This window comes from Streptomyces sp. NRRL S-495 (genome assembly GCF_000966955.1).
In the GTDB taxonomy this organism is placed as follows: Bacteria; Actinomycetota; Actinomycetes; order Streptomycetales; family Streptomycetaceae; genus Kitasatospora; species Kitasatospora purpeofusca.
On the sequence record NZ_JZWY01000730.1, the window covers coordinates 1 to 12,495 of the forward strand.

Consider the following 12,495-nt stretch of genomic DNA (forward strand, 5'->3'; position numbering starts at 1 on the left):
CCACCGTCCCGGCCCGACTGCTCGGCCTCGCCGACCGGGTCGGCACCCTGGAGACCGGCAAGCTCGCCGACCTCGTCGTGGTCGACTCCACCAGCTACGACCTGGTCGCCGTCATGCGCCGCGGCGAGTGGATCACCGGCGGCGGCCGCTTCGCCCCGATCACCACCGGGTGACCTCGGGCGAGGCCGTCGCCGTCACCGCCGCCGGTCGTCCCACCGCCACCCATCCTGCTCACGACTTGCAAATGGCTGCTCAATATTGCTCGAACAAGCCTTAGTTCAAGCACTTGACGACATGTCATGACCCTTGCTGTCATGGCGGGGCACCGCCCTCCCCGGCCTGCGGCCCAGTGCCGCGCGGGCCTCCCTCACTCCCTCCCCAGGAGGACAGCGTGAGCGCTGCCGCCGCTCCACCCACCCGCCGACCACGGGCCGTCCGCCACCGCCGGACGGCCGCCGCCCTGATCCTGACCCTGCTCGGGGCCCTGCTGACCGCGCTCGGCCCGGCCCTTCCGGCCCGGGCCGCGACCGCCGGGAACGCCACCTCCGTCACCCGCGCCGGTGACACCTTCACCGTCCGGACGTCCAGCGCCGCCTCCGTCCGGATCGTCGTCGCCCGCGCCGACGTGTTCCGGATCTGGCTCTCCCCGGACGGCTCCTTCACCGACGACCCGGCCGGCTCCGACCTCGCGACCACCACCTCCTTCGGCACGGTCGGCGCCACCCTCACCGACGCCGGCGCGTACTGGCGGATCGGCACCCCCGCCATCAGCCTGCGGATCAACAAGAAGCCGCTGACCTTCGCGCTCTACCGGGCCGACGACACCACCCTGGTCTGGGCCGAGTCGCAGCCGACCAGCTGGAGCGCCGGCCGCACCACCCAGTACCTCGGCCGCGCCGCGGACGAGCAGTTCTACGGCACCGGCCTGCACCTCGGCGAGTGGGCCCTGCGCGACCGGACCGTCCCGGTCGCGGTCTCCAACAAGTGGACCGAGGGCACCAACGCCAGCCCGGCGCCGTTCTACATGTCCACCAACGGCTACGGCGTCATGCGCAACACCTGGGCGCCCGGCTCCTACGACTTCCGCGCCCCGACCGCGCTCAGCCACGACGAGAAGCGCTTCGACGCCTGGTACTTCGCCGGCAGCTCGCTCAAGGACGTGCTCGACGGCTACACCGACGTCTCCGGCAAGCCCTTCCTCGCACCGCTCTGGGGCCTGGAACTCGGCAACGCCGACTGCTTCAACGCCTCCAACCCGGACTACCAGGGCGACCACAACCGCGCCCGCCACCAGACCACGCCCGACGTGGTCGGCTACGCCGCCGACGCCCGCGCCGCCGACATGCCCTCGGGCTGGATCCTGCCCAACGACGGCTACGGCTGCGGCTACACCGAGCTGCCGTCCACCGTCGCCGCCCTGAACGAGAAGGGCTTCCGGACCGGCCTGTGGACCTCCACCGGCCTCTCCGGCATCGAGCACGAGGTCGGCACGGCCGGCTCCCGGGCCGTCAAGACCGACGTCGCCTGGATCGGCAGCGGCTACAAGTACGCCTTCGACGGGGTGAAGCAGGCCGTCGCGGGCATCGAGGACAACTCCGACGCCCGCCGGTTCGTCTGGACCGTCGACGGCTGGGCCGGCACCCAGCGCAACGCCGTCGTCTGGACCGGCGACACCAGCGGCACCTGGGACGCCATGCGCTGGCACGTCCCCTCGATCGCCGGCGCCGGCCTGTCCGGCCTCAACTACGCCTCCGGCGACATCGACGGGATCTTCGGCGGGAGCCCGCAGACCTACGTCCGCGACCTCCAGTGGAAGGCCTTCACCCCGGCGTTCATGACCATGTCCGGCTGGGGCGCCACCAACCCCTCGGCCGGGTACCAGGACAAGCAGCCCTGGCGGTTCGCCGAACCGTACGCCTCGATCAACCGCAAGTACCTGCAGCTCAAGATGCGGCTGATGCCGTACCTCTACACCATGGGCCGCACCGCCAACGAGACCGGCGTGCCCTCCACCCGGGCCCTGGTGCTGGAGTACCCGGACGACCCGGTGGCCCGGGGCAACGCCACCTCCGGCGAGTTCATGGCCGGCGACTCCTTCCTGGTCGCACCGGTCGTCAGCGACACCGCCGTCCGCAACGGGATCTACCTGCCGGCCGGCAGCTGGACCGACTACTGGACCGGCAAGGTCTACCAGGGCCCCGGCTGGCTCGACGGCTACGCCGCCCCGCTCGACACCCTGCCGCTGTTCGTCCGCCAGGGCGCGATCGTCCCGATGTGGCCGCAGATGAACTACACCGGCGAGAAGGCCGTCTCCACCCTGACCTACGACATCCACCCGCGCGGCGACTCCACCTTCAGCCTCTACGAGGACGACGGGGTGACCCGCGCCTACCAGAACGGCGCCTACGCCCGGCAGCGGGTGGACGTCCACGCGCCGGCCGCCGGCCGGGGTGACGCCGTCATCAGCGTCGGCGCGGCCGAGGGCAGTTACACCGGGAAGGCCGCCGCGCGCGGCTACGAGTTCACCGTGCACAGCGCGACCGCGCCCACCTCGGTCTCGGTCGGCGGGGCACCGCTGCCGGCCCTCGGCAACAAGGCCGCCTACGACAGCGCCGGCAGCGGCTGGTACTACGACCCGGCCGACCGCGCCGGGGTGCTGTGGATCAAGGCCGGCAGCCGGTCCGAGGCGTTCACCGTGACCGCCGCCGGGATCACCCCGGCGCCCGGGACCCCGGTCGGCACGAGGTCCGCGCCGATCCCGCAGACCGGCTGGAAGGTCGTCTCCGCCGACAGCCAGGAGACCGCCGGCGAGAACGGCGCCGCCGCCAACGCGATCGACGGCAACCCCGCGACGATCTGGCACACCAAGTGGTCGGGCGGCGCCGCCCCGCTGCCGCACGAGATCCAGATCGACCTCGGCGCCCGCTACGCCGTCGACGGCCTCGGTTACCTGCCCCGGCAGGACGGCGGCGTCAACGGCCGGATCGGCCGGTACGAGGTGTACGTCTCCGACAGCACCACCGCCTGGGGCAGCCCGGTGGCCACCGGCTCCTTCGCCGACACGGCCGCCGCGCAACAGGCCTCCTTCACCGCCGTGTCCGGCCGCTACCTGCGCCTGCGAGTCCTGAGCGAGGCCGGCGGCCGGGGCTCCTGGACCAGCGCGGCCGAGATCACGGCCACCGGCACCAAGGCGCCACCGGGAGCCGCCACCGGCTGACCCCCGGGCATCACCCGAGCGCCGGGCGAACCCCGGTGAAGGGCCCTCGGTGCCCCGCGGCGTGCGGGGCACCGAGGGCCCCGCGGTCGGAGAGGGAGCCGCCGGACCTGCTTGCCGCCGTCGGTGCCGCTGCTCCGTTCGGGTGAAGGTCGGGTTCGGTACCCGTCGGGCATGGGCAGAGCCCCGGGCATGACGACACCTCAGGACAAGCGTCGACGCCGTCGCCGTCCGACCGCCCCCGCCGCCGTGCCCGCTTCGGCCGTGCCGGTCCGCGCCGCGCGGCCCCCGGTACCGGCCCGGCCCCGCCGGGCGGGCGGTTGCTGCGGGACGTGGTCCAGCGAACACCTCACCCGGGACGCAAGGGTCGTCCGCACCGTCTGGCACGAACCCGCCTGCCGGGCCCGGAAAACCGGATGACCCGAGGCCGCCGCCGTCCCTACGCTCGGCCCCATGGACGGCAACGCGAGCCTGCTGAACGTGGTCGATGTCGAGGCGACCTGCTGGGAGGGGCAACCACCGCCCGGCCAGGTGAGCGAGATCATCGAGATCGGACTCACCGTGGTCGACCTGCGGGCGGGCGAGCGCCTCGCCAAGCACCGGCTGCTGGTGCGCCCGGCCCGGTCGGAGGTGAGCCCGTTCTGCACCGCGCTGACCGGGCTGACCCCGGCCGAGGTGGCCGGCGGCCTCTCCTTCACCGAGGCGTGCCGGACCCTGGCGGCGCTGCACCGGACCGGCTCGGTCCCCTGGGCCAGCTGGGGCGACTACGACCGCAACCAGTTCACCCGCCAGTGTCGGCAGACGGGCGCGGAGTACCCCTTCAGCCACCGCCACACCAACGCCAAGGTGGTCTTCACCGCCTCCTACGGCCTGCGCAGACGGCCGGGCATGGCCCAGGCCCTCACCGTTGCCGGCCTCCCCCTGGAGGGCCGCCACCACCGCGGCGACGACGACGCGTGGAACATCGCCGCCCTGGTCCTGGATCTGGAGGCCCGCGGCGACTGGCTGTAGGCCGGCGTTTTCGCGAACCCGGAGGGGCGGAGCGCGAACACGGCGCGAGGAGGTCCCGCCCGGCCGTGAACGGCCGGGCGGGGCCGGTGCTCCCGGCCCGTCAGGCCGCCGGGAGGCGCGGGGTGCGCGGCGGGGTGGTGCGGCGGTCGCCGGTGGCCTCGAAGGCGGCGGCGAGGCGGAGCAGGGCGGTGTCGTCGTAGGCACGGCCCGCGAAGGTGAGGCCCACCGGCATGCCGATGTCGGCCATGGTGCCCATCGGCACGGTCACGGTCGGGATGCCGAGGTGGCGCGGTACGAGGTTGCCGTTGGCGACCCACACACCGTTGCGCCAGCCGAGGTCCGCGGAGGCCTCGTTCACGTCCATGTCGGCCGGGCCCACGTCGGCGACGGCGGGGAAGACCACGGCGTCCAGGCCGAGTCCGTCCATCCACTGCTCCAGGTCGATCCGGCGGGTCTCCTCCAGCCCGCGCAGGCCCTGCTCCAGGAGCGGGATCTCGGTGACCGACGCGTAGGGGTGCTCGCGCACCTGGCGCGGGTAGTCGGTGATCGTGTCGTCGAAACCGGCGTAGCGGTCCGGCAGTTCGCCCTGGTGCTTGGGCCAGATGTGGTCGGCGTCGACCTCGGCGAGGCTCGGGAGGGCGGGGTCCGCGTTGGCGCGCAGGAAGTCGTCCCAGGCCCAGGCGGACAGGTCGAGGATCTCGCGGTCGAGGAAGTCGGGGCCGATCAGCCCGCGGGTCTTCAGGGACGGCGCGCCGGGGCGGTCGGACTCGTAGTTGGTCACCACGGGGAAGTCGACCTCGACGACCTCGGCGCCGGCGGACTCCAGGTCGCGGCGGGCCTCCTGCCACAGGGCGATCACCGAGGCGCGGGTGTCGATCCGCTCGCCGGTCTGGCCGCCGATGCCGCCCTCGGGGTTGGTCCCGGCGTCCGGGTCGGCGTTGATGTACATCCTGGGCACGCCGACGCGCTTGCCGGCGAGCGCTGCCCGGGCCGCCGTCGGGTCGGCGGGGGCGAGCTGCGGGTAGGAGTCCGGCCGGACCTGCGACGGCGCGGGGATCGGCACCCAGGGCTGGGTCCGCCACAGGTCGCCGCGGGTGTCCGGGTCGTCGGCGACGACCACGTCGAGCAGTTCGAGGAGGTCGGCCATGGTGCGGGTGTGCGGGACGACGACGTCCATGGTCGGGACGAGCGGCCAGTTGCCGCGCACCGAGATCACGCCCCGGCTGGGGGTGTAGGCGCACAGGGCGTTGTACGAGGCGGGCGCCCGGCCGGAGGACCAGGTCTCCTCGCCGAGCCCGAACGCGCCGAACGAGGCGGCCGTGGCGGTGCCCGAGCCGTTGGAGGAGCCGGAACCGTAGGCGCTGGTCAGCCAGTCGGCGTTGTAGGGGCTCTCGGCGCGCCCGTAGACGCCGCGCTGCATGCCGCCGTTCGCCATCGGCGGCATGTTGGTGAGGCCGATGAGCACGGCGCCGGCGGCGCGCAGCCGCTCGATCGCGAAGGCGTCGCGCTGGGCGACGAGGTGCTCGAACGCCGGGGAGCCGGCGGCGGCGGTCAGGCCCTTGGCGAGGTAGCTGTCCTTGGCGGTGTAGGGGATGCCGTCGAGCGGGCCGAGGCTCTCGCCGCGGGCGCGGCGGGCGTCCGAGGCCTCGGCGTCGGCGCGGGCGTCCGGGTTCATCACGACGAGCGAGTTGAGCGCGGTGGCGGTGCCGGGCCGGTCGTAGGCCTCGATCCGCGCGAGGTAGGCGTCGAGCAGGCCGACCGCGGTGGTCCGGCCCGTCTCCAGCGCGGTCCGCAGCTCGGCGATACCGGTCTCGACGACGTCGAACGGGTGGGTCATGGGGTTCGTCTCCAAGGTGGTTCGGTGGAACAGGGCGTTGGAAAGGTCGGTGGAGCCGGGAGCCGGGAGCCGGTGGCTAGACGGCGGCGGGGGCGAGCTCCGCGGTGTGCGGGCGGTCCCGGTCGGCCTCGCCCATCCGCCGGTCGGGGCGGCGTGCGAGCAGGTAGCCGAGGCCGGCGAGGGTCACCGTGCCGACGCCGAGCGGTGCCGCCCAGATCTGGTACCACGGCGCCCCGGCCGGGGAGAGGACGGCGCGCGGCCAGCAGATGTTGACCACCTCGAAGCCGGTCCACAGCACCGCGAGCAGGTTCAGCGGGGTGCCGAGGCGCCCGTAGCGGACCGCCCCGGCGGGCGTCCAGCGGCCGCGCAGGCGCGCGGCCAGGGCGACGAGGGTGAGCACGAAGAACGGCACGAAGGTGGCGGCGCCGCCGAAGGTGATCAGGCTGCCGATGGCCGAGGTGCTCAGCCCCAGCGGCAGCGCGGCGCAGCTGACCAGCGCGGCGGCGACCAGGCCGCCGATCGGTGCCCGGTGCCGGTTGACCTTGCGGACCTGGCGGGAGAACGGGAAGACCTCGTCGCGGGCGAGCGAGTAGAGGCCGCGGGCGGCGCCGCCCTGGGAGGCCATCAGACAGGCGGTGAAGCTGATCAGGACGACCAGGACGAAGGGCTTGTCGGCCCAGCCGCCGAAGGCGTGGGTGACGGCGGTGGTGACCGGGTCGAGGTCCTGGCGGGCGACCACCTCGGCGGGGGCGGGGTGGGCGAGCGCGACCGCGACCGCGTTGAGGATCACCACGAGTCCGACCGCGAGCAGCGACCACCACATGGCCCGGGGCACCTGCCGCGAGGCGTCCTTGGTCTCCTCGGCGGTCGACACGCAGGCGTCGAAGCCGATGAACGCCCAGCCGGCGACGGCCACGGCCGCGAGCACGGCACCGGTGTCGCTGATGCCCAGGGCCTTCGGTGCGTCCAGCATGTCGGTGAGCAGGCCGAAGCCGTGCTCCCGGAAGAACAGCAGCAGGGTGAGGCCGACCACGACGGAGGCGACCGCCTCGGCGGCGATGCCGAGGCCGACGAAGCGGCGCAGCAGGTTGATGCCGTAGGCGTTGACCAGGGTGCAGAGGAGCACGAAGCCGACCGAGGCGAGCACCTGCTCGGCGGGCGTGGGGACGGCGCCGAAGAGCGCGAACAGCCAGGGGGAGGCGAGGTAGGCGACGGTGGTGTTGCCGAACATCACGGCGAACTGCCACAGCCAGCCGCTCAGCCAGGCGACGGCCGGACCGGCCAGGCGCTTGCTCCACTGGTAGGCGCCGCCGGCCAGCGGCCACTGCGAGGCGAGCTCGGAGTAGACGGCGACGACCAGGCACTGCCCCAGCAGGCACAGCGGCAGCGCCCAGACCCAGGCCCCGCCCGCGACGCCCATGCCGACCTGCACGGCCGCGTACAGACCGACGACCGGGGAGACGACGGCGAAGCCCATGGAGATGTTGCCGAGCACGTTCAGGCTGCGTCTCAGCTCCTGCCGGTAGCCGAGTGCTGCCAGCCGGTCGTCGTCGGTCGGGGTGTTCTCGGCCACGGGCTGCGCCCTCCAGATAAAACTAACTTTGTTAGCGTCCGCTGTTGATCTGGCACGATAGCTCCCGAACACGAAGAGCGGAAGAGGGGACCTTTCGGTGGGCCGACCGAGCAAGGCACTGCTGACCCGCGAGCGGATCGCGCGCGCGGCGCTCCAGGTGGTGGACGAGGAGGGCCCCGACGGCCTCACCATGCGGGCGCTGGCGGAACGGCTCGGGGTCAAGGCCGCCTCGCTCTACAACCACATCGAGAGCAAGGACGCCCTGGTCGACACCGTCTCCGAGCTGGTCAACAGCGAGATCGACCACGCGCCGCTGAGCGACGCCGACTGGCGCTCGGGCCTCGCCGCGTACGCGCGCGGCTACCGCGCCGTCTTCGTCCGGCACCCGAACGCGGTCTCCCTGCTCGCCCGCCGCCGCGTCGTGGCGGACAACGCCCTGCGCGGCTACGACGCGCTGCTCGCCCTCCTCGGCCGGGCCGGCCTCGGCCCGGCGGACGCCGCCGAGGTCGCCGCGGCCCTGGACTTCCTCGTCCTCGGCTCCGCCCTGGAGACCTTCGGCGCCGGCTTCACCCGCGAGCCGGCCGCCTACCGGCCCGACTACCCGGCACTCGCGGACGCCCTCGACGGCGCCTACGCCGACGGCAGCGGCGCGACGGAGCTGGACGACCGGGGCTTCGAGCTGGGGCTGCGCCTCCTGGTCGACGGCGTGGAACTCCGCACCCGGTAGCCGGACCCGGCGGCTCCACCTCCGGTGACGGGTCCGCAACGGGCCGGATGCGCGCGGGAGTTGGTGAGGTCCCCGGAGGATGGACGACCGTCCTCGCGGAGACCGCCCGCGACGCGGCCCTGGAGTACGTCGAGTCGAACTGGACCGATCTCCGCCCCGCTCCCTCGCGGCCGGCGCCGACGCCCGACCGGAAGCACCCTCCCGTGCTGTGGGCCGTCCCGGCCCACTGGCGGCCGTGGCGGTGGGCCTGCCCGGCCGCCCCCGCCGGGGCGCTCAGAGCCCGAAGTGCGCCACCGCGAGCTCGGCGACCGCGTCCGGCTCCAGGCGGGTGTTGTCGATCAGCAGATGCGCCTCGGGCATGTGCGCGAAGTCGTCGACGGAGTTGAGCCGGAACCTGGCGTCCATGTCGACCAGGTTGGCGTTGGACCACGCGAGGTCGCGCTTGGACGCCTTCTCCGAGAGCCGCGACTCGCCCGCGTTGCGTTCCAGCCGCACGTCCTGGTCCGCGCTCAGCTCCAGGAACAGCACCCGGGCACCGCGCTCGCGGAAGGGCGCCGCGTACCGCTCGACCAGCGCGGCGTCCTCGGCGTCCGCGAAGTCCCAGACCAGGGTGAACACCAGCCCGGGCAGGTCCGAGGCGGCGGCCTCGGCCAGGATCTGCTCGCGGAAGGCGTGGTTCAGGCGCTGGAACTGCGGTGACTCGTAGGGGAACAACCGGAGCAGCGGCTCGATGGTCAGATGGTTGTGGAAGAGCCGGAAACCCGTGCGCTCGGCGATCGATCCGCCCACCGTCATCTTGCCGACCGCGGCCGGGCCGATGACGAAGAGCAGGGTGGGAGGGGTGCTGTTGGACATCGCGCCAGCATAGATGCTTGGCGTGATCATGGTCGAACGCTCTCGACGCCTGCCGACGGCCGGTGACCCGCGCCGAACGACGTGGCCGGGGTGGGGCCCTCCCCACGGAGCCGTTGCTGTCACAGCGGGTAGATCGAGGTGCACACCCATTTCTTTCCCCCGTGGCTCTCCTCAGGGGCCCTGACCAGCTTGACCTCGACCGTCGTTGTGGCGGCCCGCGTGATGACGTCAGCCGTGTTCGGCCCGTTCGGGAGGTAGACCGTACCGAGGCTGGTGAGCTTGGCGCCGTTCACCTCGACTTCGACGTCGATCGTGAATCGCAGGAATGTCGGCTCGCGACGGGCCGGGTTCAGCCATCTGGACATCCTCGGGTTCGCTTTCTGGAGCGCCTTCGTCAGGGCCGCGGTGGCGACTTCCAGGCTGGTGAAGACACCGTTGGGCTCGTCCTTGGCCAAGGCCAGCAGCCGGGCCCGGGCGTCCGAGGCACCCACGACGGCGCCGTCCTTCCCCCAGGGCCCCTCGGCCACATGGTCCCTGATCGTGTGCACGTCTGCGTCAGCGGCTTCGTCGGCGAGCAGGTTGTAACAGTTGTGGACGAGGACGTCCTGGCCGCCGTCCTGCCGCCCCTGGACGTAGAAGGTGTGCGGTCCGTCGACGGTGAGGTCGTAGACGGCCTCGGACAGGGGGCCGCCGCGTTCGCGGAGCGCCGTCACCGGGTGCCGTGCGCCGTCCAGGCCAACGAGGACGTCACCGGTCCCGAGAGCGGACGCCTCCCGCCAGCCGGACCCGTCCACGTAGAAGCGGTGCCCCGGCGTGGTGGTGACCCGGCCGGCCCCGTCGAGGTCGAGCTCGATCAGGCGCCCGGTGTCGTGCCCGGACGTCCCGGTCACGGCCTGGGCGCCGGTGCTGCCGGTGGCCGGGTCGGCGGCCAGCAGCCGGTCGCCGACCGTGATGCTCTCGATCGGGCGGTGCGTGCCGTCGGCCATCCGGACGGCGGTGCCGGCGGGGAAGCTGTTGGACTCGCACGGGGTGCGGAGATCCGCGGCGAGCGCGGCCTCGGCCTCCAGTTGGCGGACGACGACGCGGTCGACGGCGGCGTTGGCCCGGATGGCGAACAGCGCCTCCTCGGTGCCGACGCCTCCCACCAGGGTGGCGCGGAACCTGGCGATGCTGTCGGCCAGCGAGTCGAGAGCGTCGACGGCCGTCCGGCTGTAGCCGTTGAGGGTCGCCTGGAGGGCGAGCTTGGCCTCGTCGACGCGGATGCCGGCGAGGATGGCGTACCGGTAGGCGATGGCGCCCTTGGCGGCCCTGGTCAGGGTGCCGATGGGCATGACGGTCGCCAGCGCGAAGCCACAGGCCGTGTTGAAGCCGGGGTTGTTGAAGCACCTGACGAAGTCGCCGGTGAGTAGGTGCCAGAGCAGCCGGCCCGCGAGTACCTGGGGGTCGTACTTGAGCTTGTAGTCCTGGTAGGTCATCTCGACCGTGGACTCGTACGGGACGCCGTTCAGCTGCTCGGTGCCGAGCACCATGGTGTCCCAGGCCTGGTACCGGCCCTTGCAGGCCTCGACGGTGAGGCCGGCCTCGGGGCAGGTCCGCAGGAGGTTGTCGACCGTGCCGGAGACCTTCGCGGTGACCTTGACCTTGCAGACCATCTCCCCGGCGGCGTTCTTGTACCAGGTGTGGTTCGCGCCGAAGAGGGACTTGAGCGCGCCGTAGGCTTTCGCCGGGTCGTCGGTCATGCATTTCGACATGTCCTGCTTGACCTTGCCCGGCTTCAGGTCGTCCCGGGGCACCCGCTCGACGTAGTACGCCTGGCCGTCGCCGTCGGAACCGGTTCCGTCGCTGCCCTCGTTCCCGGCCGTCTCGGTCGCGACCTGGGCGGCGACGGCCTCCTTCTCCTGTTTGATCCAGACAGCCGTCCGGGCGTCGTCGGCCGCGGTCTGCGCCTCGTCCGCGCTCTTCTGCGCGTCGACGGCCGAGGCGTGCGCCTGGTCGGCGGCGGTCTTGGCGTCCGCCGCGTACTGGCGGGCCTGGGCGGCGTTGTCGGTGGCCACGGCCGCCGACGCGCCGGCGCGTCCGGCCGCCTCGTGGGCGGAGGCCGCGGAGGCCAGGGCCTGCTGGGCGTAGGTGGCGGCCTGGGCGGCGGAGGTCTGGGCGGCCCGGGCCGACTGCGCGGCCTTCGCCGCCCAGTCGGCGGCCTGGGTGGCACTGGTGCGCGCCTGGTCGGCGTAGCCGGCGGCTTCGCCGGCGGCGCCGCGTGCGGTGGCGTAGGACCGGGCGTAGGACCGGGCGGCCTCCAGCGCGTACCGGCGGGCCTCGGCGACCCGGCCGTCGATGGCGGCCAGGTAGGACTGGACGGTGGCCACGTGGGTCGCGGTCGTCGCGTCGCGTTCCTGGGCCTCGAGCCGGCCGCTCTGCAGGAACGGTTCGAGCCGGTCGGCCGGGCCGGACAGCACGGCCTGGGCGGCTGCCCTGACCTCGGGCCCGCCGGTGGCCAGCGCCTGGACCACCAGGACGCGGTTGTCGTCCTCCCGCGCCCGGTACTGACCGGCCTCCAGGAACGCCCGGACATCGGCGACCGTACCGTCCAGGGCCTTCCCGGCGGCCTCCTTCACACCCGGCCCGCCCACCGCCATGATCTGCGCCAGCAGCACCCGGTCGTCGTCGTCCTTGCCGGGGTACTGACCGGTGGCGAGGAACGCTCGCACCGCCTCCGGTGTGCCGACGGAGGCGGTCTCCGCCGCGAGGCGTTTCTCCGGTTTGCCAGGGCTCCGGGCGATGGCCATGACGCTGGTGCGGTCGTCGCGGTCCCGGGCGAGCGTCAGACCGGTGGCGAGGAAGTCGCGGACGGCGGCGGCGTCACCCTCCAGGGCGCCCTGGGCGGCCGTCCTGGTCCACGGGCCGCCCGCGTCGAGGAGGCGCAGCGCGGCCAGGCGGCCCTTGAGCACGGCGACCCCGGGGTCGACGCCGGGCGCGGTGGCGTCCTTGACGAGCTGTTCGGTGTCGGCGGCGAGCCGAGTGACCCGGCCGGCCTCCCACGCGGCCGCCCTGGCCTTGAGGTCGGCCGCGCGGGAGGCCTCCTCGGCGGCGGCGCTCTCGACGGCCTGCTGGGCGTCGAGGCGTTCCTGGTCGGCGGCGCGGGCGATGTCGGTGACCTTGTGGGCCTGCGCGGCGGTGTTCGCCGCGGTGTCGGCGGCGGCCCCGGCCGCAGTGGCTGCGGCCTGGGTGGTGGTCGCCCACCTTGACGCGTCGCCCGCGTGCGCCGCCGCCTCCTCGGC

At 73.5% G+C, this 12,495-nt stretch carries 8 protein-coding genes; 4 read left to right on the forward strand and 4 right to left on the reverse strand.

The features are described from left to right. The 3 genes from VR45_RS46140 to VR45_RS32085 all read left to right on the forward strand — a co-directional run. Positions 1-173, forward strand: a 173-nt coding sequence (locus tag VR45_RS46140; protein ID WP_159394426.1) for an amidohydrolase family protein, incomplete at its 5' end; no start/stop codon positions are given. Positions 174-391: 218 nt separating this feature from the next. Next, on the forward strand, positions 392-3,217 hold the full coding sequence (locus VR45_RS32080) for a TIM-barrel domain-containing protein (RefSeq protein ID WP_199926039.1): 2,826 nt from the start codon (positions 392-394) through the stop codon (positions 3,215-3,217). A 450-nt stretch (positions 3,218-3,667) separates the two neighbouring features. Next, positions 3,668-4,225, forward strand: a complete 558-nt coding sequence (locus VR45_RS32085; RefSeq protein WP_045943397.1) for a 3'-5' exonuclease — start codon at positions 3,668-3,670, stop codon at positions 4,223-4,225. A gap of 100 nt (positions 4,226-4,325) precedes the next feature. Here the strand turns inward: VR45_RS32085 and VR45_RS32090 are convergent, their stop codons facing one another. Then, a complete protein-coding gene (locus VR45_RS32090) occupies positions 4,326-6,062 on the reverse strand; it encodes an amidase (RefSeq protein WP_045943398.1) in 1,737 nt (578 codons plus the stop codon). 76 nt (positions 6,063-6,138) lie between these two features. Next, positions 6,139-7,635 (reverse strand): APC family permease, encoded by a 1,497-nt coding sequence (locus VR45_RS32095; protein ID WP_045943399.1) that lies wholly within the window; start codon positions 7,633-7,635, stop codon positions 6,139-6,141. Between the two features lie 97 nt (positions 7,636-7,732). On the opposite strand from VR45_RS32095, the gene VR45_RS32100 reads away from it, so the two are divergent. Further along, positions 7,733-8,362, forward strand: a complete 630-nt coding sequence (locus VR45_RS32100; RefSeq protein ID WP_045943400.1) for a TetR/AcrR family transcriptional regulator C-terminal domain-containing protein — start codon at positions 7,733-7,735, stop codon at positions 8,360-8,362. Between the two features lie 273 nt (positions 8,363-8,635). Here VR45_RS32100 and VR45_RS32105 read toward each other — a convergent pair whose 3' ends face one another. Beyond that, positions 8,636-9,217, reverse strand: a complete 582-nt coding sequence (locus VR45_RS32105) for a hypothetical protein (RefSeq protein WP_045943401.1) — start codon at positions 9,215-9,217, stop codon at positions 8,636-8,638. Between the two features lie 119 nt (positions 9,218-9,336). Continuing rightward, a partial coding sequence (locus VR45_RS42870; protein WP_286163560.1) for a polymorphic toxin-type HINT domain-containing protein occupies positions 9,337-12,495 on the reverse strand: 3,159 nt, incomplete at its 5' end.